The organism is Mycobacterium sp. 134 (assembly GCF_048282715.1).
GTDB classification, from domain to species: Bacteria; Actinomycetota; Actinomycetes; order Mycobacteriales; family Mycobacteriaceae; genus Mycobacterium; species Mycobacterium septicum.
This window is the reverse complement of record NZ_JBLVUN010000004.1, coordinates 36,312-59,378: the sequence shown is the minus strand read 5'-3', so window position 1 is coordinate 59,378 and position 23,067 is coordinate 36,312. Positions and strand designations below refer to the sequence as shown.

Genomic DNA, 23,067 nt, shown 5'->3' with positions numbered 1-23,067 from the left:
GTAGGTTCTCAAGTTTCGCTGCATATGGCCGTGGCTGTGACCTGCGGTTGTCAGATTTGTCTCACGCCGTCTGCACCGAAGTTTGTCTCACGAAACACTGCATTTCCTACGCGCAGGTTTGAGTGAGCTCAGCCTTACCTAGTGGCGATACGCCTCCGAAGATGCGTGGCATCTTGATATTTCGTCACTGTGACGATGAATCGTCTCGGTCAGAGCATTGTCATAGGGTTGCCCATGGCACCGATCGAGGCACCCGATGCCGGTCGCGAGAAGCCGGTCGGCGATGTCCGGTGCCACGGTATTTGAGGTTTGCCAACCGATCTGATGCGACAACGTGATTTTCCCATGTGATTGAGATCGTATTAGAGACCGCCAAGACTCGGGCACAGAGGGGCGAGACACCGCGAGATTAGACGACGGTGTGCACCGCTTCCTTTCAGGCGGCCCGCGGAGGTTGCCAGGACCGTAGGCTCAGGCGATGCGGTCGTATCCCACTCTCTACCGGGGCGTGGAGTATCGTTCCCGGCTCGAAGCTCGTTGGGCAGCGTTCTTCACCGAGATCGGGTGGCGAACCACGCGAATCCACTGCCAAGCCAACTCCGACCCGTCTTCCGCCGCAGATAGTCAGTTCCATCCTCCCGCAGGCGTTCTCGGCGAATTCTGGCACGATTCCGGGACAGGTTGGAATGACGGCGAGAAGTTCGGCGCCAACTCGAGGTGGTCTTGGGACACCGGTCTGTAGTTCGTTTGCGAAGAGTGCAACGGCATCAGCGTCTACCAGCAGATCCACTCGTGGACAGGCCGCCCATGCAGGCACTACGACGGGGACCGGCTTCTCGGCCACATCAGCACCGACGTGCTCGATCAGCACTGGGCGCGTACCTGTAACGAGGTTAAGTGGCACGGCAGACTTATCTAGCTTGCTAGATCCGGCGAAGCCGGATTATTGAGTCAAGTTTTGTGGTGCGTGGGTCAGGTTTAGTCGAATGGTCTTGTGGAGGTTGGTGTTTCGTTTCGTGATTATGGCGCCGTGGTGAGGTTTTCGACTGCGGCGCGGTATGCGGTGGCGGCGGACCTATTTCTGCCTCTTGCCACGCGGTGACGACGAATTGCGCACTGGCGCTTGGCGCACACGCTCCGGAACACCTTGTCAGAGTCGAAACATTTCGCGAGCCATCGCAGCATCGGCGATGAAATCAGGACGCTGCGGACATCCCGGCTGTTCCGGTTGCTTGCGATTGTCACGTTTGGGTGCGTGTTCGATCGTGCGGTGATCTGTTCGGTGGAACATGTCGGCGATTCGTGCCCATATGGAGGTGCGTTGCGTGCACTCCGGGGCGTTCAGGTGGGTGGCGTCTGGACCGAGGGCCGCCTGACTGCGGGACGATGGCGCATGTGGCGGCAGCGCTTCGAGTCGATGTTCCACCGGCCCAGTAATTTTCGCGGTCGGGGTGTTGACCGTGGGGGCAGTCTCACGCGCCGGCGCAGTCACCGTGTCACGCTCGGCGGAGGCCACGGTAGCGGAGGCAATCCGTGCGTTCATAAATCGGACGCTACTACTTCTTATTTTTGAAGTCCATACTCTTTTTGAAGTCGATGATTCAGATGTTATATTCAGATCACCATGGCGAAGAGGTCGTACGACGAGTACTGCGGACTCGCGGTTGCGCTCGACCTGCTGGGCGAGCGCTGGACGATGCTGGTCATCCGCGAGCTGCTGATGGGCCCGAAACGCTTCACCGACCTGCTGGGCGGACTGTCCGGCATCGGCACCGGTTTGCTTACTCAGCGACTGCGGCAGCTCGAAGAAGCACATGTCATCGAGAAAGCCGTCCTCCCGCCGCCGGCCGCCTCGGCGGTCTATCAACTCACCGCCGATGGCGAGATGCTGCGACCAACTCTTCTCGGACTGACCCGATGGGGATTGCGGCGGCTGGGAACGCCGACCGAAAGCCAAACGCCCAACGCTAACCTGCTCGCTTTCGCGATGGCGGCTCGCTTCAACCCTGCCAGCTCACCAGCCGCCGACGGCGAGCACGAATTGCATGTCGAGGGTTCGATGTTCCAGATCATCATCGAGAACGGCGCCATCCAGATTCATCCAGGACCTGCGGAGCGCGCCCAGGCGACCATCACCACCGACATGGCCACGCTGATCGCCATCAACAATGGCTCGTTAACACTGGCTGAGGCGATCAGCGCCCAGACGCTGGTCGTCGACGGCGACGCGGAGGTGATCACGGCACTTGCTGACGCGTTCGAGCTGGACGCACAGGTCGCATAGCAGAGCCGAATCTCACCCGCGTCGAAGCGGCTGGGTGGCCTTACGCCCAGGGCTTAAGTCAACGCGGAAAATTAGCGGTCGGCGTCGGTGTAGCGGATGACGCCGCGGATGTTGCGGCCCTCGAGCATGTCGGCGTAACCGTCGTTGATCTGCTCGAGCTTGTACTGCCGGGTGACCATGTCATCGAGGTTCAACCGGCCGACTTTGTACATGCTCAGCAGCTGCGGGATGTCGTGGTGCGGGTTGCCGCCGCCGAAGATGGTGCCCTGCAGGCGCTTCTGCAGCAGCGTCAGCATCGACAGGTTGAGCTTGACGTCGTTGCTGGCCATGTTGGCGACGGCGGTGGCCACCACGGTGCCGCCCTTGGCGGTGATGTTCATGTAGTGGTCGATGTCCTCGCCCTTGAGCTCGCCGACGGTGACGATCGTCTTGTGCGCCATCCGACCCTGGGTGACCTCGACGACGCCGGCCATCGCGGAGAAGATGTCCGGGTAGGCGTGCGTGGCACCGAATTTCAGCGCGTTGTCGCGCTTGAACTCGACCGGATCCACCGCGAATACGTTGCGTGCGCCTGCGGCCAGCGCGCCCTGCAGCGCACCGGTGCCCAAGCCGCCGACACCGACGATGACGACATCCTCACCGGGGCGCACATCGGCGCTACGCACCGCCGAACCATAACCGCTTGTGACGCCGCAGCCAACGAGGCAGGCCACCTCGAACGGGATGGACGGATCGATCTTCACGACCGAGCTCTTGTGCACCACCATGTACGGGCTGAACGTGCCCAGCAGGGTCATCGGGATGACGGGCTGACCGTTCTTGACCGCATGGATGCGATGGGTGCCGTCAGACACCGACGTTCCGGATAGTAATAGGGCGCCGAGGTCGCACAGGTTGCGCAGACCTTCCTGGCAAGCCGGACACTCACCACACGACGGGATGAACGACAGCACTACGTGATCGCCGGGGGCGAGGTGCTCGACACCGGGGCCGACCTCGGTCACGACGCCGGCGCCTTCGTGGCCACCGAGGACCGGGAAGCCCGCCGCTGGGATGTCGCCGGTCACCAGGTGGTGATCGGAATGGCACATGCCCGAGGCTTCCATCTGAATCTTGACCTCATCCTTGACGGGGTCACCGATCTCGATCTCCTCGATCGACCACGGTTGATTGAACTCCCAGATCAGAGCGCCTTTGGTCTTCATATCTCCCTCTTCCTGGATGTCGTTGGCTGTAGATGGGTCGTTATGCGCCAAATGGATTAGCACGTACCAGCAGCCGCTGATAGCTCGGCCCCATCAACCGAACGAGTGCATCCAACGCGTGTGCCTCCGAGCCGACGAGGACTCGGGTACGGCGCTTGGACACTCCGTTGAGGATTGTTTCGGCTGCATTGTCTGCGGTGTGTCGAGCCAGTTTGGTATCGAATATTTGTGCAATGGCTGCAGAGTCGACGTCGCGGGCGGTAACGGCGTTGCGCGCGACTGCGGTCTTGATCCCACCTGGATGAACGCAAGTGACGCGCACCGGTATTCGCGCAGCGTACATTTCCTGAGCTAGGGCTTCGGTGAAGCCTCGCACTGCGAATTTAGCGGCGTTGTAGGCACTTTGGCCGCTTACAGACAGGAGCCCGAAGAGGCTGGAGATGTTGATGACGTGTCCGTCGCCAGAGGTGATCAGGTGCGGTAAGAATGCTTTCGTACCATGTACCACGCCCCAGTAATTGACGTCCATGACGCGTGCGACGTCGGCGATCTCGCTTTGAAGCACGGTGCCGAAGTAGGCTACGCCTGCATTGTTGTAGATCTGGTTCACGCCGCCGAATTCTTCGGCCACCTCTTCCGCGTGTGCCAACATAGCCGCATAGTCGGTGACGTCGACTTTGTCTTCGCGCACGCCGACGCCGTACGCCAGGCATGTACTCGTCGTCTCAGCAAGGCCCGCTGTGTCGATGTCAGATAGCGCGAGTGAAGCTCCTTGTCGCGCGAGCCCTTCTGCTAGAGCACGGCCCAGGCCCGAGCCTGCACCCGTGACGACGCAGACCTTGCCGTCGAATGTCGATGTTGTCATGTGTGGTCCTTCTTGCTGTCGGAGCGGCGCGTTGCGATGATTCGGCCTCCGCGTGCTGGCACGGTGATGATGTTCTTGGCTTTTCTCGTTTCCGGTGCACGGCGATGGGGCCTGAGATCGTAGGTCTGCAGGACCGTCTTCAAGACGATCGTCATCTCCATCACGGCAAAGAGTGCCCCGATACAACGGCGAGCTCCGCCGCCAAACGGTATCCAGGTGTTGGCTTCGGGTTGTTGGCCCAGGAATCTGGACGGCTCAAACTCGGTGGGTGCGGTGTGTCGTGCCGGATCGGCATGCACCAGAGCAATGGCTGGCAAGACAGTGATCCCTGCGGGCAAGTGGTACTCGCCGATACGGACCGGTTCCGTCAATTGCCTTGCCACATCGTTGATTACTGGCTTGATCCTCAAGGTCTCTTTGGCAACCGCAGCCAGGTAGTCGTCGTCATTATCGAGTGCGGCCTGCTGGGCGGCGGCGAGTTGCTCTGGGTTACGAACCAGTTCGTGTAGAGCCCAGGCCAGTCCGGCTGCGGTGGTGTCATGTCCGGCGAGCAACACCGAGATGATGTTGTCCCGCAATTCGACATCATCGAGGCCGCGGCCACTGTCGCCATCGGAGACCTGCATCAGCCGGGACAGCACGTCGTGGCGAGTGCGGTAGCTGCCGCTGGCGCGGCGCTCCGCGATCTCGGCGTAGGTGATCTCGTCGAACTTTCGCTGATGCCGCAAGTGTGTACGCCAGGGCGGTAGCCGGTGGAGGCGCGGGTAATGCAGTCCCATCAGCGTGACAGGGTCGATGCCGGTGATGTGGTGAATTGCTGGCCTCAGCTGCGTAAGCCGCTCCCTGGACGTCACACCCAGCACGACGGACACGATGACTTCGAGCATCAACTCTTGCATGCGGTCGAGGGCGCTAAGTGGCTGTCCGACAGGCCATCTAGAAACCGCATGGCGGGTCCGCTCGGTGACCATCTCGCGATATCCGTCCAATGCGCGACCAGTGAAGGCCGGGGCGAGTAGACGGCGGGTGCGTTTGTGCTCGTCTTCGTCGGTGAGCAGTACCGAGTGATCGCCCATCGCGGGCCTCATGATCGAGTTTCCCTCACCCGCATGATAAACATCGGGAGCCCCCGCGAAGACCGTCTTGATGTCCTCCGGTCTTCCCAACACCACCATGTGGCGGTACGGCGCAGTCGGTTTCAGCAGGAACGTATCGCCGTACTTGCGCCTCATCGCAGGGTAGAGTCGATGCCGCGCCAGCGTGAACAGCAGCGTCTGCAACCAGGCTGGCAGACGTGGGCCCGGCGGCAGCCTTAACTCTTGCCCCCGGCTTGCGGAGAGGTCGGTGACGGTCATCGGCGGCCTCGCTCGATAGTGCAGCCCAGGCCGGCGGCTTCGTAGATGCGGTTGGCCCGCAGCGTTTCTTCCTCGGACTCCTGCGACTTGCGCATTGCGCGGCGAAGAATGGGTGGCGCCATGATGGAAGTCACCACTGCCATCAGCACCAGGATTGTGTACGCCTCCGGCCCGAGTACACCGAGCTGCAACCCTACTGTTGCGACGATCACTTCGACGACGCCGCGCGCGTTCATGCCCGCGCCCAACGCAAAGGAATCGTGGCGGCTCAGTCCACTGAGTTTGCCTCCGAGGAACGCGCCGAGGAACTTGCCGATGATCGCTGTACCGATAACACCGATCGCGGCGAGCAGCACAGGCCATTTGACCAGTGCCGATAGGTCCATTCGCAGGCCGGCAGTGGCGAAGAACACTGGTGCGAGGACGGATAGGACGACCGTGTTCAGCGGAGCGATCGCCTTGGGTTCGAGCCGAGTACGTCCCAGGACGATGCCGATCACAAAAGCGCCGAGCAGAGCTTCCAGCTTCATCGCCTGGGTCACCGCCGAGCTCGCGATGATCAGGACGACGACAGTGGCTCCGATCGTCCCGGAATCTCCGGAGCGACTTACCCAGTCCACGATGCGCTGCGCAAGGAATCGCCCGATCGTCATCGCGAACAGGACGACCGCGGCCAGCGCGGCCAGAGGTAGCAGGATCGCTGTGGCGTGAAGGACTCCAGCGGTGGCCACGGCGGACACCAGTGCAAGCAGGAACCACGCCAAGAGGTCGTCGATCATCGCTGCGGTCATGATGAGCTGCCCGACGTTGCGGTGAGTCATCTTCAGTTCCATGAGCGTCTTGGCGATTACGGGGATCGCGGTCACGCAGACCGCGACCCCCAGAAACAGGGCAAACACGCTAGGGCTGATGTGCTCGGGACGAATGGGTTCCGGCAGCGCGAACCCGATCGCCAATCCTGCTGCAAACGGGATGACTACCCCGAAGAAACTGACCATGCCTGCGCTGCGCGCCTTGCGACCAAAGCCGCGGGTCTCGAGCTGGATGCCGGCGAGGCCGACCAGCAACAGGACGCCGAGTTGCCCAACGGCGTCAAGCAGGTGCGTTTGTATGCCGTCGGCCCGAAACAGCCAGTTCCACAGCCCCGGGAGGGCGTGGGCCAGAACTGTCGGGCCAACGACTATGCCGGCCAGAAGCTCGCCGGTCAACGCGGGAAATCCCCATCGCAGCGCTAATCCACCCAACAATCGCGCAGCCGTGAGAACCACCGCAAGCTGGATGAGGAAGACAAGCAACGCGTGCGCGGTCAGGGGGGCGATGAGGTTCACCGAGGAAGTCATCTGCGCGCCTACAGGATTCCGCCGACGTGTCGCCAGTCCTTATTGCGGTAGGTCAGCATATCGCGAACAGGTTGGGCGGCCACAGACGCGCCTGCCTGCACTTCGGCCAGGGTCAACCGTGCGGCCTCCTTACTGACATCGGCGAATCCGCCGGTGAAGTAGGTACCCCGAACATGGCTGGGGCTTCCATAGCGCCCCCAAAGCAGAACGCGTGTCATGCTCAGCAGGGTGAACGTGCCTGTGGGAAGCCGACTATCGGGGTCCAGAGCGCGCCACCCTGTCCAGGTCGACGAGGGCACCAGCCCGCTTTCCCGCAATGCTGCGTGGATGCGGTGGACAGCTTCCGGGGAGTCGATCTCCTTGTCTTTGACGGCCTGAACTGCGGCGCACGCTCGGGTGAACAGCGCCTCGAAACGCGGGTTGTCGATCGCCTGCAGGCCACGGTAAGGCGCCTGTTCGAGTCTGTTGAAGACCTGCGTGTCCTTGGACTTCTCGAATTCGATGATTCTCTGCAGTTGCGCATTGGCGCCGTACATGGTGCCCAGGCACCACACCCGAAACCATGCGTTCCACAGGTCGAAGTCCTGGAATGCGGTGTAGGAATTGGCCACCAGGCTGTCGTAGTAGTCGAACGACTTCTTGGTCCAGGTCTGCAGATACTCGAATCGATCGGTGGAGAAGTCATCTTCGCGGACAGCATCAATCAAGCGGTGCCCGAGCGCATTGAGGATCATGACGGTCACCGCGAGCCCGCTGGAGAACAGCGGGTCGATGAAGTCGGAGGCGTGGGGCAGCAAGCACCATCGGTCACCGATGATCTGCTTTGAGGCGAATTGGCTGCGGTTGGACGACATGTAGGCCCGCACCGCTGAGGCTTTGCGCATCTGCTTCTGGAACGTGGGAAATCTGTTGATGTGAGCCCAGAATTCCTGTTCGGCCGACTCACCGTCACGTTGCGGGTACATGTCGATATCGAGGTTGATACCGACGCTGCACAGTTGGCTGGTGGTTCCGACATGGTTGTCGAAAGGAATCACCCAGGCCCAGCCGCCCTCGAACAGATGGTGCAGTGTTCCCTGGGAGAAGGGGCTGGGCATGCGATGCTCGCGCCGCGGGGCGATCACCCGGTCGAAAGGTTCGACCCCGACGAAATGGTTGAAAATGGTGCGAGAGCGGGTTTGGTAGGGCGCCGGGTCGATCCGAAGACCGAGTTGCTCACCGAGCAGGCTGCGCATGCCGCCAGCATCGACGACATAGAGTGCGCGGTATTCCCCTGCGGTGGCTGTACGAATGGTGGCGCCGTCATCGTCGAAGTCGACGGCGACCACTGGGGTGTGGGTCAATCCGGTGGCGCCGTAGGACAATGCGACTTGATAGAGGTACGCATCAACGTCCTGGCGGAAGAAATGTGAGTCGGGCCCGATCGGCGGAGCCCAGGTGGGGTGCTGATTGCATTCCTCGGGCCGGAACGGCTCCCCTTCACGATGGTAAGCAAATCCGAAGTTGCGTTTGACACCTGAACTAGCACTCACCTTGCGTCGCAGGGTGTGATGACCGGCGAGAAATCCGAGCTCCGGCACGTCGTATCGGCGAGCTAGGACGCGCAGCCCCACGATCGTCTCGGGTACCGTCGATTCCCCGATCGCAAATCGCGGATGCCCCCCGGCCTCGATGATGGCCACCCGCACACCGTGGCGAGCCAGAATGGTCGCCAAAGTGCTGCCCCCGATGCCACCGCCGACGATGACGACGTCGAACTCCCGGCTGCCCTCTACGTCGAGCCTCGATGCCTTAAGCATGGGTGTTCACCTCTTCTTTCAAAAATTGTGTGATGAGCTCGGCGAGCTCGAACGGCTTGTCCTCAGGCAGCAGTGAGCACGAGTTCGGTATCCAGCGAAGTTGAGAGTTCGGAAAGTCTGCCGCCAGCCGCTCGGCATGGGCTGCGGGAAACGTCCGGTCCTGAGGTGACCAGACCACCAGAACCTGTCCGTGAAATTCCTTGAAACGCGTTGCTGCGGAAAGAACGTCCTGACTGTCGAGGCTTCGCAGCATACGTTGAAGGTCGGTAAAGATCTCACCGTCGACGATGGCGGGTAAGGCCCATGAGTCCGAGGTCGCCGGTTCAATCGGGCGCCGGGTCAGCCATCCATAGGAGAACGGCAGCGCGCGCAACGCCCGGATGCGCAACGGCCCCAACATCAACAGTTGCGCGCCGGGAGAATGCGCGATGACCTTCAGTACGGGGCGGTAGCGCTTAGGTGGGGCGTTGTCGTAAGCCCCGCCGGACGCCAGCACCAGTCGTGCCACCAAGTCGGGGCGGGTGACGGCCAGAAGCTGAGCTACCGGCGTGCCCCCGTCGTTTCCGATGACGGTGGCGGCACTTATCCCCAGAGCTTCCAACGTCTCCGCCACCAGGCCGGCCAGCCCAGGGAAGGACAGATCCGCCTCCGGCATGGGCGTCTGATGAGCCCCATACGGTAGGTCGATGCAGATGCAGCGATACCGCCGGCTAGCGTGGCGACGACCTTGCGCCAGACGTTGCTGTTCATCAGCGGGCCGTGCAGGAAAATCAGCGGCTCACCAGCTCCTACGTCGAAGTAGGCGATCTCACCAGAGGACAACGTCAGGCGGTGTCGTTCTCCGAGGCTGCGGTGGCGCCACCACGGGCGGGCATCTTCATCAATCACGAGGTGACCTCCAGGGCGTTCGATTCAATGAAATGTGTGACGAGTTCGGCGATTTTGGCTGGCTGGTCTTCTGGAGCGAACGTGTAGGCATCCGAGATCCACTCGAGGTTCGCGTTGGGGAAGTCCCTCTTCAGCCTGTGGGCGTTGGCTATCGGACAGAATCGGTCCTCGCTCGACCACGCGATCAGAACCGGGCGGGTGAACCGTCCGAAATGACGGGCAGCGGCCTCGGTGTAGCGCGACTGCAACCCGTCCAAGACCCGGCGTAGGTCGTTGCGGACAGCCTTATCCAGCACAGCCGGCAATACGTAGGTGTCGGCCGCACGATGGTCGATAGGCCGGCGGGTTAGCAAGCCATGCGCCACGGGCAGCCGCCGAAGAGCACGGAGGCGCAGCGGTGTCAGCAAGGCCAGGAGTCCGCCTGGGACGCGGGCGATCCACTTCATGGGAATGTATTCGCGTGGCGGGCAATCGGTGTAGGCATCACTCGATGTCAACACCAGGCGGCCTATGAGCTCAGGACGTTGGGCCACAACCAATTGCGCCACTGCGCCCCCGGTATCGTTGGCGACGATCGTCGTGCCGATCAACCCAAGCTCATCAATGGCATCAGCGACGAGGCTCGCCAGCCCGGGCAGCGACACATCGGCTGCGGGCAGGCCGTGGTCATGAGAGCCGAACGGTAAGTCGAAGGTGATGCACCGGTATTTCTTGGCGAGGAGGGGCACGACTTTTCGCCAGAGGTTCGCATTGACCAGCGCACCGTGTACGAACACCACGGGTTCGCCCTGCCCGGATTCGAAGAAACGGACCGCCCCCTTCGCAAGTCGCCTCGATCCTTCGGCGCCTAGAGCACTGTCGCGCCACCAGGTGCGTTGCCATCCTTTGGGTGTCATCGTGGTCACCTCGCCTGCTTTCGGCCGAACTGGCGGTACATCGAAGCTTGCGCGTCTGCCAAGACCGTTGAGAAGGAGTTGCCTGGGCGACAGACTGCGCGGGCAAAGGAGACAGCTGCCGGAAGCCCCATCAGGCGCCGTGGGTTGTACTCGTGCCGAAGCATCAAGGTGAGATTCCGGCGGCGCCGTTCAGACCGGCTGATATAGCGGAAGAGTTCGACGTCGATCGAATTTGTCGGCAGCCCCAAACCGATGGAACGGGAGAAGAAGTACATCGGTCGTGCGTCCGCGTCGCGGTGTCCCCACCACCGGGCGGTAGCCGCATCGATAGTGCGTGGGCTTCCGTAAGCCGGTGTCAGATGCGCCGACAGCGACCGCACCTGACGTAACGCGTCGGAGATCCCCTGTCCGGTGATGACGTCCTTGAAGTGCCCGGAGTCGCCGACGAGTACCCAGCCCTCGCCGGCGGCCTCGCGGAAGAAGCCGTCCATCCTGCGCACCGCGCAGACTTCGCCCACCTGTTGCGCGCGGTCAAACAGCCCTTGCAGCGTTGGGATGATGCGCTGGGCGTTCTCTTCGAACACCTTTTTGTCCCGGTAGTCGCGCGGATCATCACGGGGAGGTTGCGCCACGACGAGGGTCATGCCGCTATCGCAGGGCACCATGAAGTAGATCTGGCGGCCGTCACGGACGAGCTGAAACTCATGCGGGACAGGCAAGTTGGCGTAGTACCGCCAGATCGCATCACGGTCGTTGGTCGTCACTGCGTACTTGGCGGCACCGACCAGCCGGGCAATTGTGGAGTTTCGACCGTCGGCGCCGACCACCAGGGGCGCACTTATGTGATGCTGGTTGCCGTCAGGATCCACGGCGACCACGCCGCGCACTCTGCCGTTGTTCTCGGTGAGCAGCCGGGTGACCGACATGCCTGTGCGCACGTTGACCTGCGCGCGTTCCACGCGCTTGCGCAGCATCTCATCGAGCAGAATCCGTCGGACGCACATGCGAGGCCACTGCGGATGGCGGACGGACATGTCCACGCCGTCCATGACGGTTCGGGTGGCGTGCAGCGGCGGCGCTCCGAGAGCGTGAAGCTCGTTAAGGATGTCGAGCTCGTCCCACAGCCGTAGATCTTGCAGGTAATGGGTTGACAGCACATCGGTTTCGCGTTCGCCGCGGTCTAAGAGAATCACCGATTTACCGGCGTCAGCCATGCGGATGGCCAGTGCGCAGCCAGCGATGCGGGCTCCGACGATGATGATGTCTGCGCGCTCGTGTGTGACAGCAGCCGTGGCGCTGCTCGATGTCACAGGCGCCGGTGTCTTTTTGGGTGGCGATTCCGCGCGGTCCTTGCTCGCGTCGACGTCGGGTTCGCGGCTGATCGCTTGTTCGGTCATGACAGGGCGACCTTTCTCGTCGCGGCGGGTTTGTTCGGCGATGGTTGCGGTACGGCGACGGCGATGTCTCGGCCCTCACGTCGATCGGCGAAATCGAGCAGCTTCAGATACGCCTTGGTTCCGAAATACAATGCTGGACGCGGCATCGACAGCGCGCGCCGCCGCGACCATGGCAGCGTCTCAGCAGGGTGCCCGCCGAGCTGTCGGGCGAACCTCCACGCCGCGTCGACAGCGAGGGCAAGCCCATGTCCGCACCACGCACCCGCGTGGTAGACGCCGGTGTATCCGGGAACGGTACTAACCATCGGTAAGCGGTCTTGGGTGCTGGCGCCCAATGCCGACCATCGGGCACTGACCCTGACACCCGCGAGGGCTGGGAATCGCTCTGTCAGCTCGCGATAAAGCCGTTGCTGGACCGCGTCGGCACTTCGTGAATCCGGTACTGGATCCCCGGTGGGCACGATCACCGGACCACCGCCGAATACCAGGCGGCCGTCAGCCGACATCCGGTAGTAATTGAAGAAGTTGCGCTGGTCGATCACTCCGCCCCGGCCGTTCCATTGCAGTTGTTCTTGCTGATCGGCGGTCAAAGGCTCGGTGGCAAGAACGTGCGCGCGGATGGGCACCACGCTGTGTGGGAACGGGTTGAGATCGTGGGCATAGCCGTCCATGGCGAGCAGCACCTTGTCCGCGACGACCGAGCCTGTCGCCGTGCTGACGCGCGTACCGCGTCCGGTGGCCAGTGGCTCCATCGTTAAGGCGCGGCTTTGTTCGAACACGGTGACGCCAAGAGTGATGACGGTGTCGGTCAAGCCCACTAGCAATTGGTAGGGATCGACCAACATCGTGTTGTCGTAGGACAATCCAGCCAAAAATCCTGGCCCGGCCCGTTCAGTGAGTTCGGTGTCGCTGAGGCAGTCGACGCCGCGGTCCAGCTCAGCCAGTGCTTTCAAATGTGTTTGCATGCGGTGTTTTTGGCCGACGGTCGTCGCGGCGAGTGTGTGCGGTTCATCGCGTTGGTCACAGTCGATGTGTTCTGCGTTGACGATCTGACGGAGCAGGTCGACCCCGTGCTGGGATGCGTCAAATGCCGCGCGCGCCCCTTCGTCTCCGTACTTGCGCCGTAACTGGGGCAACGCCATCTTCAAGCCGGGGCTGACGATGCCGGTGCATCCGCCGGTCGCCCCCGCGCCTATCCGCCCAGCTTCCAAGACTGTGATCGACAGTCCTGGTGCATATTTGGACACGTAATACGCTGTCGCCAGTCCTGCCAGGCCGGCGCCGATGATGGCCAGGTCGGTCTCAACAGTGCCGTTGAGCTGCGGCTTGGGGGTGACGAACTCTGATATCTGGAACCAGATCGGTGCGGTGTCGAGGCACCTCGTCGCGTCTACCATTGTGTCCTGTCCTCAGAGTGAATTGGTTGCTCGTGCCAGCCACCACATGTCCCGCAGGCGTATTCGGCCCGGGAAGGCGATGTATTCGGGTTCGATCTGGTGGGGACGCCATTTCAGCTTGAAGGCCAGCTGGCTTTGTGCTGGGTAGAGGAAGGCGCCGCGCTCACGTATCAGCGAGATTGCCTTGCTCAGAATCGGGCTGGAGGCGCCTGGCAGTTCGTGTTCGGGGTCGATTCCCACGAATGGCGTGAGGCCGAGATGGATCCATTCGGCCCCGCCAGCACGAAGCACGTCGGCTGCTTCGACGAAGATGTGCTCGATGACACCCGGCGGAGCATCGGGCAAGCGGCGAGTGAGGTCGTAGAGCCAGCCTGGCTGCGGGCCATAGGCGGGCGAGAACGAGATGTAGGCGACGACGTGGGTGCCGAGCATCGCGACGAAGAGCCGACGATGATCCTGTACGGCGTCGTTGCGTTCGCCAACCATCAGACGTAGTTCCTTGACATGGCGGCCTTTATTGCGTAGCCATTGCTGGTCGATGCGGTCGAGTTGTTCGGCGAATCGCAGGTCTTGCTGCATGTCCGCGGTCGCCTCGACGACATGCACGCCCTCCCGGCGCGAACGCGCCACCATGTTGCGGGTCTTGACGAACTTCTGACCGCGCAGGCTGAACTGGGATAGGTCGATGCTGTAGGTGCACCCGAACTGGTTGACGACCCAACCGTCGTTGGCGGCGCGTTCGGCGTCGTGTCGGGACAGTTGCACGGCGATGATGCGCTTGCGTTGTGACGCAGCCGACTGTGCGAACGCCTCTGTCAGAACGGCGCGGTCAGCGTCGGTCGCTGCACAAGGTCCGGTGAACTGGATCCAGCACTGCCGCCCGACTGGACGGTAGGTGATCATGCCTGCCGCCTCATCGACGGTGAAGTACTTGTTCCCCGCGTTGAGCGACAGGAACGCCGATGCGCTTTGTCCTTGGTTTTCCAGGATGGCCAGTGCGTCGTGCGTCGTCTGAGTCATGCTGCGATGGTCGGGTCGACTTGACGGACCGCGCCGAATAGTCCGCCCAGGATCAGCTCGATGTTCTCGGCCAGCGCGGCAGCGGCGATGGGATCGAGTAGCTCTGCAAGAGAAGGCATTCCGAGGTCGAACTCGGCGGTGAAATACACGATCGTGGCGCCCTGTTCTTCTTCGCGGACCCGCCACGAGCCCTGAAAAGTTTTGAAGTCGCCGCTGACTTGGCAGAAGTCGATCGTGGCAACGTCGCGGCGGATGTCGTCGCGTTCGGTCCACCGGAGCAGGCCCTTGCGGAACCGCACCGTCCATACGGAGATCACCGCGTGCGGGTCATTGTCTTCGATGTCCACCGATACGACCGCTTCGGTGTATCGGGGATAGCTTTCGAAGTCTTGGATCCGGTCGAAGGCGGCGGCCGGGGTGATCGCCTCGCAGTGGAATGCTAGTTCGATGGTGGGCATGAATTGTTCTCCTTCACAGAGTCGTTCACAGAACGTCAGTGATCGTGTGTTCGAACGCGGACATGAAGTGGTCGAGGTCAGTGTCGGAGGCGATGGCCGGTGGTGTCAGACGCAGGACGGTTGAGGAGTTGAGCGAGTGGTTGACCAAAACACCGCGCTCGACGAGCCCCAGATAGAGCTCACCGACGACCATGGGGTCGTTGAACTCCATGCCGATCAGCAGCCCGCGCCCGCGCAGGTGTACCCGGCCATCGAGGCCGTGGTTGCGCAGCAGGTCCCCGAGATCGTGCATGAGTCTGGTTCCCAGGGTGGCTGCCTGCTCAATGAGACCGTCCTCGCGCAGCACCTGCACCGTTGCTGCGGCGGCAGCGCATGCCACCGGTGAGGCGGCGAAGGTAGAAGAGTGCAGGTAGGGATCCTCACCAAAAGGTTCATAGACTCGTGCGGTGGCGACCATGGCGGCTACCGGAACCACGCCGCCGGACAACACTTTTCCGACTAACAGGATGTCGGGGATGACGGCTTCAGGGTCCGCCCCCCACCAAGTACCCAGACGCCCGAGGCCTGTTTGGATTTCGTCGAGGATCAGCAGCGCCTGGTGGCGTGCACAGAGTTCGGCGGCGGCCTGCAGGTAGCCACGGGGAGGAATGTTGACCCCGCCCTCGCCCTGGACCGGTTCGACGATGAAGCATCCGCGCCCCCGTGTTTGTGCCAGCGCGGCGTCCAGGCTCTCGATGTCGCCGAACGGGACGCTACGTACGCCCGGCAGCAGAGGTTCGAAGGGTAGCTGGTACTTAGGGTTCGCGGTGACGCTCAGCGCACCCAGCGTCTTGCCGTGGAAGCCCCGGTCGGTGGTGACCAATGCGGTCTTTCCGTGTGCGCGCGCCAGCTTGATCGCCGCTTCGGCTGCCTCAGCACCTGAGTTGACGAAGTGCACGAGGTCAAGCCCGTGGGGCGTGACCGATGACAACGCCGCAGCGGCGCCGATGGCTACCGGATCGAAGAACACACGGGTGGCCATGGGGTGATTGTCGAGCTGGTGTTTCACTGCGGCAACAACTTTGGGATGTCGGTGGCCGAGCAGGTAGACGCCGTGGCCGCCGAAGTTCAGGTAGCGGCCACCGTTGGACATCGTCAACCAGGCACCCTCGGAGGCCACCTCTTGCATGCCGCCGAGCAGGCGTCCCAACGTGGCCTTCCCCGAACCTTGATGCGCGCGGCACAGATCCTCGGTGTGGGTGGTGACGATGGTTGTGGCGGTCATGCGACCTGCTCGTCGCGCCCACCAGCGATGAGGCCTTTTGCAGCTGCCCAGTACATCATCGATTTCGTCAACGAGCGCCGCAGGGCGCTGCCGGTGATGCGCTCCTGTAACCCCAGTGCTGCGTGCGAGTTGGGAAGCGGCTCGCTGGTCTGAAACAGCCAGGCGAATTCGAGTAGGTCGCGGAACTTGCTTTGCAGCGACGGCGGCAGCGAGTCCTCGAGCAGCGGTAGAATCAGTCTGTCCACGGCTTCCCCCGGGATGAATCGCGGTGTGGGCGGGGAGAGTCCGATGTCGGAGGCGATCCCCATGCACATCTCCCGGATCTCGAGAGCATGTAACGCATGGTGGCCGGCAGTCAGCCAGTATTCGCCTTGATCGGTTCCCTCTCGCAGCATCTGGCCCAGGGCTCCAGCCAGCAGATCTTGTGGCACGAAGTCGATCAGCGCATCTTCGGGCATCGGCAGCATGGGTGCGCTGCCCCGCACGATGGCGCCCAGCACAGCATGAAGCCCCTGAAATCCGGCCATTCGGCCGCTCTGCGAGTCCCCGGATACGATGGACGGTCGCACAATCACGGTGCGGGCAGGGTGCTCCCGAACGAGCTGCTCGGCATCGATTTTCGACCGTACGTAGGCCGCCGCGCCCGGTGAATGTCCATTGGGTGCCGGCGGGTTGGCCACGAACGCGGTGCTCAAGAAGTACAGCGGAGCATCGGCTACCGTGGCCAACTGAAGCAATGCACGCGGCCCGCCGAGGTTCACTTCGCGGATCCGCGCCGGGTCTTCCTTCCAACTGGTCGCGGCTGCTACGTGGACAATGGCGTCGGCACGCCTGGCCAGTAATGCATAGTCGCTTGAGGACATGCCCAGCATGGGCTGTTCGAAGGACCCTACGAATTCGCTGACCCGCACGTCGGCGACCGGTGTCCGGTTGCGCATGCAGACGATGTCGAAATCGCCTGCCAGCTCGTCGATCAAAGCTCTTCCCACCACGCCGGAGGCGCCGGTGACCAGGATCGTCTTTTTCCGCCAAGTCATTCGTGAACTCCTTAACTGATCTGAAGGGGGGCCCCGGCGAAGTACCGGGCTAGCGGACCGGTCATACGCGCTCGTGACGGCGGATGGAATCCCAGGCCGTTGACCGCTGCTGCGAGGTACCCGATGTCGTCCGAACCCATGAATTTCAGACCGCCCAGCAGTTCAGTGGCATAGGGCACCACCGCCGCGATAACGTCTTGAACGGCGTACCTCGCTAGCAATGTGGCGACGAGAAGTTCCTGTGTGCGTGCGGATTCGGGCACCTGCCGGGCAATGTTCTCGATGGCAGCCATCGCGGTCTCGACCCGCGACGTTAACGCCAGCTGGTCTGTATCAGATGCAGTCGGGCAGGTCATCGCCCCTTCGACGACCGCGCTGGCGGCACCGAGGTAGGACGCCATCATCAGGAGCTCGAACCACACGAAGCCCGCCGTTTGGATCTCATCGAGCACTCCGGTGTCGGTTATGTCGGTTAGGACAACCAGATTCTGCGGAACTAAGACGTCGTCGATGTCGATCTGGTCACTTTCAGCGCCGGCAAGGGCGAAACTGGACCAGAACGGAGTGACCGTGACGCCCGGATCCGACGCGGGGATCAGCGCGATCGCCAGTCGCTCGCCGTTGCCGTCGGGAGCTGGCAGCAGCAGGCTGGCAGTAAGGAGATCCATCGACCGAGCCAGACTGCACGGCTTCTTGGAGCCGCTGACGCGGACACCCTCAGGAACCAATACCGATTTCATGGTGGGCGTCAGGATGCGACCGTCAGACCTGCCCTCGGCGAAACCAGATGCCAACAGCATGTTCTGAGTGGCGACCGCCTCCAGGAGGAGCCATTCGTTTCCTCCCAGTTCCGCCAGGACCACAAGGCTGGCCACAGAGAAGTGATGCATGGTGGTCGCCACAGCGAGCGATGGCGAGCGTGAGCCGATCGCACGTTGCACACGCACCGCTTCCAGCGCTGTAGCGCCCTTGCCCTGGTATTCCGTTGGTATCAGTAACCCCGGCCCGCCAGCAGCTCGGAACAACCCGGCCCCAGGTGCGTCAGCCCGTTCAAGAACTGCCAGACCCTGGGCTGTCAGCGCCTCATCGAGTCCGGGTAGCAAGCGATTCAGTGCCGCACGTTCCCGCTCAAGGAATCTCACCGCGCGATCGGGTTCCGAAGGCATTGTTTAGACCTCAATTTCCTTGTATTCACGCTCGAACTGCACGAATTCCTGCAGGATGGCGGGCTCGAACGGCACACCGAATGGCTTTGTCGTATTGCCAAACAGGGCACGATCACCGAAAAGGTGGATAGGTAGTGCAAGCAGCGCCCACTCGGGTTGAAACACGATCGACCATACGCCGGCGATCAATGCGGCAGTTAAAAGGCTGTGCATCACATTGTAGGCGACGTAATAACCTCGGCCAATCTTCCCTGTTTGGCTTCGACGAAACGCGATCGCACCCGGAAGGTACCCCAATACGTCAATTACAGCGAAAAACCCAGCGAAAGCCAACCAATTGATCTCACCCCAGTGAAGTAGGGCCAGAGTCACTGATCCGCCTAGGCCAACCAGCCATTCAGCACGCGAGATCAGATGCGTGGTTCTCGTCTCAAAGCGGTTCAGGCTATCCACGTTTCGTGCCTCTCCGTTCCAATTGACGTTTCTTTCGGGGACGTCCTTCACGCGCGCAGACGATGACGCTCCGCCACCTCGACGTGGCCGAATTGGAGCATCATTCCAACGCCGGATACTTAATGCCACGCAACGCATCAATACGATGGTTCATCGCGCACTTGCGCGAGATATTTACCTCTCGCGCATCCGTTTTACACGCTACTACGAAAGCTGTTTAAAAGCGTTGCCGAGAGCAGCGGGACGTCTTTCAATAGCAAACAGTTTACTTCCGATTCAGGTACGCAAGTGACGCTGGCACTGTCTCCAAAAAAGAACTAGGGCCACCGTGGGATACCGACTACGCGGGCCAGCACGCCCACGCTGGCAGCCCTGACCAAACCGTCGGGTTTCTCAAGAAGTGACGTCCCGCAATGCAATCGGCCAGTTCCCAACGGCGGGCCGGCGCACACTGTCCTCCGTGCAACACGATGCGGGCGCAGGTCCCTGCGCCCGCAGAGCGTCGCCGAGTCGGACTCTAGGTGGGTTGTTCCTGGCTGGCCGGTGCAGTGGAAAGCGAATCAGGCTCACTTTCCACGAACCCTCGCTTGCTGTGCCAGAGAGCGAGCCCAGTTGGCGCCCACCAGTTCCATCGACCCATGACTCCCATCGCGGCCGGCACCAAGATGGTGCGGACGACGAAGGCGTCGACGAGCACGCTGACCGCAAGTCCGACCCCGAGACCGCGCATAAAAGACACCTGGCCGGCAGCGATGGCGACGAAGACGACAGCCATGATGACGGCGGCCGCAGTGACGATTCGTCCGGTGCGGGCCAACCCCAAACCAACTGAGCGCACGTTGCCTGCTGATGTCTTGTCGGACCGCAGCCACTCCTCTCTGATTCGTGAAAGGACGAACACTTCGTAATCCATGGACAGTGCGTAGGCGATCACGGCTAGCGACGGCGGAATGAATGCCGTGATGTTGCCTGTCGCGGTGCTCCCAAGTCCGCCGAGATGCCCATCCTGAAACACCCACACCATGACACCGAAGGCGACGGTCAGCGACAGCGCGTTGGTGATCAGGGCCTTGACTGGCAGGACCACGCTGCCGGTCATCATGAACATCAACACCAGCGTGATCACAGCCACTAGTCCAACGACCAACGGCACCTTGTTCACAATGCCGGCGACGTTGTCGTGGTCACGCTGGGCGATACCCCCGAACAGCGTGGGCGCTGGTGCCGGTATAGCCCGCAGTGCCGCCAATTGCGTTTTCCCCTCATGGGAATACGGATCGTGAATAGTCGAGACCGTCAGGTAGGCCGCACCTTCTTTGATCTGCGAGTCGACCGACAACGGCGCGATCCTCGCTCCCCGCACATAGGTGCCATCCGGGCCTGCCACCGACACCACGTCAGGGACTTCAGACAATTGGCTGGCATATCGACCCACCGCGTCTGCAGAGGTCACGTCACTGGGCATGACGATGGCGACCGTCCCGGCAAGATCGGTTTCGAACCCTGCACGCAGCACATCTCCGGTTTGACGCGATTGCGCTGATGAGGGCAGCGCGCGATCGTCGGGGTAGGAAAGTCGGATGCCCAGCAACGGCGTCGCCAATGCGACCAACGCCACCGACAGCACGAGCAAGACCACAGCAGGACGCCGCATCACCCACAGCGCGAGCCGGTACCACACCGACGACTCCTCGTTCTTCGGCTGTACTTTGGCCTTTCGACCCAGCAGCTTTCGCAATGAGGGACGAATATCCAAGGAGTCGATGCGGTCGCCGCAGAACACCAGCAACGCTGGCGCGACGCACAGCGAGGCGGCCGTGGCGAATCCGACGCTTGCGATGCCCGCATAGGCCAAGGACCTCAGCAGGTAGGGCTCGAAAACGAACAGAGTCGCGATCGTGAGCGCCATCGTCAGACCTGAGTAGATCACGGTACGCCCTGCCGTATTCATCGTTCGAATCAGCGCTTCGCGATCAGTTAGACCCTTGCCTCGTTCTTCGCGGTAGCGGCTCAAGATGAACAACGTGTAGTCCACCGCGAAAGCAAGCCCCAGAGCCGTCGCCAGATTGACGGCAAAGATCGACACATCGGTGAATTGATGGATCGTCCATAGGCAAGCTCCCGTGCCGACCACTGCGATTGCCGCGGCGAGCAACGGCAGGCTTGCGGCCACTAAGCTTCCGAAGATCCAGATCAGCGCGAGTGCTGTCAGCGGAACTGCAACCGCTTCCAGCATCACCAGATCGCGTCGGGATTGTGCGCTGCCCTCGAAATAGGCGATTGATTGGCCACCGACGGTGACCTTCACTCCGTCACTTTCTCCGATCAACGGTTGCGCGAGATCATGGGCCCGTTGCGGTGCGTCGCGGTCGCCTCCCTCCATACGCGCCACGACGAGACCGGTTCGACCGTCGTCACTTACCAGTGCTTTCTGTAGCGGTGGCGGTGCGGTCCAATACGAGATGACTTGGTGCGCGTAGGCAGATCCCTGCAGTGCATGCACAATTTCGTGTGCACGCGATGCTGCCAGTGCGTTGTCGGCATTCTCGGCGGTGATAGCGAACACGACCGGAAGGCCGCCGGCGCTGAACACCTCGTTGAGCACCGTTTCCGCTCGCACGGACTCCGATTCCGGTACGTCATATCCGCCCGACGGCAAATCGGTGATCACCGGCGTCGCGTAGACAGCCCCTGCCAACAGGAAGACCAGGGCGGCTAACAGGATTCGTTTTGGCGCTCGGTAGGCGAAAGCCGCCAGTCGAGTGAGAAGCATTGTTGTATCTCCAATCTGTCAGGACGACCCCTCGTGAATGGGCCGTTGTCGGTGCGACTCCGTCAACACCTGCATCAGCTCCGCAAGCGAGGTAGGTGATCGATCCGGTCCGCGCTCGATGGCGCGCAGGGTTCATCGATCTCCATAACCTGACAACTCACCGTCGGCGAGTAGGGCGCAATCGGGTTCGGAATCCTCGGAGAGCATCCGGTCGCGGAGATTGACCGCGAACACGCTCCACATCTGCGCGTTCCGCCGCGCGATCCGGAACGCCGAATCCACGGAGTGCTGGGGCAGTGCGGCCGCCAAGCTGACAGCGGCTTGCGGCGTGCGAGGCCCTGCAGTCACCCACTGTAAGAACAGCCGACCAGAATTGTTGAACCTCAGCGACGGATCTGTCGACAGACCCTGCATGATCCGCGTCAGGTTGCTGTCACTGCTCGGCCAGCCATCTCCGGGGAGTTCGGGTCGGGAGCCCGCGTTCTCCGCAAGGACGTGCCCGCCAGAATCGGCACGCGACGCTGTCGTCGATGCTGGTCCCAGAACGGATATTTCGGAACTCCTAGGCGTGCCTTCGGGCTGGACCGGCGAGTTCTCGACTGGCTGGCGCGCAGGCCGCTTCTGGGCGCGCCGTACGCGTCCGTCTCGTCCAATCGTGCGTTCCGACTGGGGAATTTCCCCAGTTGGCCGTGCGCGCAATGCACCCACCGTCTTGTGAGAGAGCCCAGCAGCTTCTGCGATGCGTCGATCAGACCATTGCGGGTACATCTGCCCGATCCTGACTGCCGCCTTCTTTCGGTCCGACAGCCGCAGAGGCAGACCGTGCGCAATATTGGCCTGGACGGCAAGAAGGAACGCTTCTTCTCGACTGCCGTCAAAGAACCTCGCGGCGATCGTTCTTACTCCCTGCCGCCGAGCGGCATGGACGCGATGAGCGCCATCGATCACAGACAAGGTTGAGCGGTGGACGATCACGGGCGGCATGACCGCCTGCGACTGCGCCAGCAGGTCAACATGTTTGGCGTCGACGCCGCAGGACCGGGGAGAGAAATCGCAGCGAAGATCGTCGAGGGCGACCTGCACGATGTCGTCATTCGTGCCGCCGAGGGCTTCGAGTACCCGTTCTGAAGCACGTTCTCCACGAGGACCGACAATCTGGCTGGCACCGAGCCTTGACCGCGTCATCACCCACGCCCCACGCGATGACCAAGGCCACGACGCAAACGTTGATCGGCGCGTAAAGCGCAGTAAGCCAAAGTGTCTGAATGGAGCTGCCGTAATCGGCGGCACGATCCGGTCCGGTCACACGTCATCTCAGCATCAGCTAGTGAGTGCGTGACACCACCGAAGATGTGCGGACTACCCACCTCTTGGCGGTGTCTTTCCTTACCGTGCCTAGCCATAACGAAGCCCCCCTCGCTTACCAACGGTATGAAGTACGCCTGCCTCGCAACGCGGTGGAGGTCGTCT

Annotated in this window: 20 protein-coding genes and 1 pseudogene; 2 read left to right on the top strand and 19 right to left on the bottom strand. The window is 62.0% G+C overall.

From position 1 onward, the window contains the following. Positions 1-1,150: 1,150 nt before the first annotated feature. The gene (locus tag ACNQVK_RS02565; protein ID WP_067771825.1) at positions 1,151-1,543 is read right to left on the bottom strand and encodes a hypothetical protein; all 393 of its coding nucleotides are present in this window, start codon (positions 1,541-1,543) and stop codon (positions 1,151-1,153) included. Positions 1,544-1,624: 81 nt separating this feature from the next. Here ACNQVK_RS02565 and ACNQVK_RS02560 point away from each other — a divergent pair, with 81 nt between their 5' ends. After that, a complete protein-coding gene (locus tag ACNQVK_RS02560; RefSeq protein WP_067771823.1) occupies positions 1,625-2,284 on the top strand; it encodes a winged helix-turn-helix transcriptional regulator in 660 nt (219 codons plus the stop codon). A gap of 71 nt (positions 2,285-2,355) precedes the next feature. Here the strand turns inward: ACNQVK_RS02560 and ACNQVK_RS02555 are convergent, their stop codons facing one another. From ACNQVK_RS02555 to ACNQVK_RS02470, 18 genes and pseudogenes are all read right to left on the bottom strand, one after another. Continuing rightward, on the bottom strand, positions 2,356-3,489 hold the full coding sequence (locus ACNQVK_RS02555; protein WP_067771820.1) for an NDMA-dependent alcohol dehydrogenase: 1,134 nt from the start codon (positions 3,487-3,489) through the stop codon (positions 2,356-2,358). 40 nt (positions 3,490-3,529) lie between these two features. Then, positions 3,530-4,354, bottom strand: coding sequence for an SDR family NAD(P)-dependent oxidoreductase (locus ACNQVK_RS02550; protein WP_067771817.1), 825 nt, complete (start codon positions 4,352-4,354; stop codon positions 3,530-3,532). Further along, positions 4,351-5,709, bottom strand: coding sequence for a cytochrome P450 (locus tag ACNQVK_RS02545; RefSeq protein ID WP_067771814.1), 1,359 nt, complete (start codon positions 5,707-5,709; stop codon positions 4,351-4,353). Before ACNQVK_RS02545 ends, ACNQVK_RS02550 begins: the two co-directional genes overlap by 4 nt. Beyond that, the gene (locus ACNQVK_RS02540; RefSeq protein ID WP_067771810.1) at positions 5,706-7,049 is read right to left on the bottom strand and encodes a cation:proton antiporter; all 1,344 of its coding nucleotides are present in this window, start codon (positions 7,047-7,049) and stop codon (positions 5,706-5,708) included. The genes ACNQVK_RS02545 and ACNQVK_RS02540 overlap by 4 nt, the downstream gene beginning before the upstream one ends. 8 nt (positions 7,050-7,057) lie before the next feature. Further along, complete coding sequence (locus ACNQVK_RS02535; protein ID WP_418028468.1) at positions 7,058-8,848, bottom strand: NAD(P)/FAD-dependent oxidoreductase; 1,791 nt, start codon at positions 8,846-8,848, stop codon at positions 7,058-7,060. Continuing rightward, positions 8,841-9,536, bottom strand: coding sequence for an alpha/beta fold hydrolase (locus ACNQVK_RS02530; RefSeq protein WP_418028470.1), 696 nt, complete (start codon positions 9,534-9,536; stop codon positions 8,841-8,843). Before ACNQVK_RS02530 ends, ACNQVK_RS02535 begins: the two co-directional genes overlap by 8 nt. Positions 9,537-9,732: 196 nt before the next feature. Then, positions 9,733-10,632 (bottom strand): alpha/beta fold hydrolase, encoded by a 900-nt coding sequence (locus ACNQVK_RS02525; protein WP_067771974.1) that lies wholly within the window; start codon positions 10,630-10,632, stop codon positions 9,733-9,735. Between the two features lie 5 nt (positions 10,633-10,637). Continuing rightward, positions 10,638-12,029: an NAD(P)/FAD-dependent oxidoreductase gene (locus ACNQVK_RS02520; protein ID WP_082957774.1), complete on the bottom strand. Its 1,392-nt coding sequence runs from the start codon at positions 12,027-12,029 to the stop codon at positions 10,638-10,640. Continuing rightward, on the bottom strand, positions 12,026-13,426 hold the full coding sequence (locus ACNQVK_RS02515; protein ID WP_082957773.1) for an NAD(P)/FAD-dependent oxidoreductase: 1,401 nt from the start codon (positions 13,424-13,426) through the stop codon (positions 12,026-12,028). The genes ACNQVK_RS02520 and ACNQVK_RS02515 overlap by 4 nt, the downstream gene beginning before the upstream one ends. A gap of 12 nt (positions 13,427-13,438) precedes the next feature. Then, positions 13,439-14,446: a DUF2156 domain-containing protein gene (locus ACNQVK_RS02510; RefSeq protein WP_067771805.1), complete on the bottom strand. Its 1,008-nt coding sequence runs from the start codon at positions 14,444-14,446 to the stop codon at positions 13,439-13,441. After that, on the bottom strand, positions 14,443-14,904 hold the full coding sequence (locus tag ACNQVK_RS02505) for a type II toxin-antitoxin system RatA family toxin (RefSeq protein WP_067771802.1): 462 nt from the start codon (positions 14,902-14,904) through the stop codon (positions 14,443-14,445). Before ACNQVK_RS02505 ends, ACNQVK_RS02510 begins: the two co-directional genes overlap by 4 nt. Before the next feature lie 25 nt (positions 14,905-14,929). Further along, entirely contained in the window at positions 14,930-16,168 is a 1,239-nt protein-coding gene (locus ACNQVK_RS02500; RefSeq protein WP_418028467.1) for an aspartate aminotransferase family protein, read from the bottom strand. Next, on the bottom strand, positions 16,165-17,205 hold the full coding sequence (locus ACNQVK_RS02495; RefSeq protein WP_067771796.1) for an SDR family oxidoreductase: 1,041 nt from the start codon (positions 17,203-17,205) through the stop codon (positions 16,165-16,167). The genes ACNQVK_RS02500 and ACNQVK_RS02495 overlap by 4 nt, the downstream gene beginning before the upstream one ends. 11 nt (positions 17,206-17,216) lie before the next feature. Further along, positions 17,217-18,371, bottom strand: a complete 1,155-nt coding sequence (locus tag ACNQVK_RS02490; RefSeq protein WP_418028466.1) for an acyl-CoA dehydrogenase — start codon at positions 18,369-18,371, stop codon at positions 17,217-17,219. A gap of 3 nt (positions 18,372-18,374) precedes the next feature. Continuing rightward, positions 18,375-18,875: a hypothetical protein gene (locus tag ACNQVK_RS02485; protein WP_231965844.1), complete on the bottom strand. Its 501-nt coding sequence runs from the start codon at positions 18,873-18,875 to the stop codon at positions 18,375-18,377. A 466-nt stretch (positions 18,876-19,341) separates the two neighbouring features. Further along, a complete protein-coding gene (locus tag ACNQVK_RS02480) occupies positions 19,342-21,597 on the bottom strand; it encodes an MMPL family transporter (protein WP_067776221.1) in 2,256 nt (751 codons plus the stop codon). A 132-nt stretch (positions 21,598-21,729) separates the two neighbouring features. After that, complete coding sequence (locus tag ACNQVK_RS02475) at positions 21,730-21,945, bottom strand: hypothetical protein (protein ID WP_231965843.1); 216 nt, start codon at positions 21,943-21,945, stop codon at positions 21,730-21,732. Between the two features lie 543 nt (positions 21,946-22,488). Beyond that, a pseudogene (locus tag ACNQVK_RS02470) lies at positions 22,489-22,581 on the bottom strand (hypothetical protein); the annotation flags it as partial. Here ACNQVK_RS02470 and ACNQVK_RS02465 point away from each other — a divergent pair. After that, complete coding sequence (locus tag ACNQVK_RS02465) at positions 22,561-22,725, top strand: hypothetical protein (protein WP_418028450.1); 165 nt, start codon at positions 22,561-22,563, stop codon at positions 22,723-22,725. The pseudogene ACNQVK_RS02470 and the gene ACNQVK_RS02465 overlap by 21 nt on opposite strands. Positions 22,726-23,067: the final 342 nt, after the last annotated feature.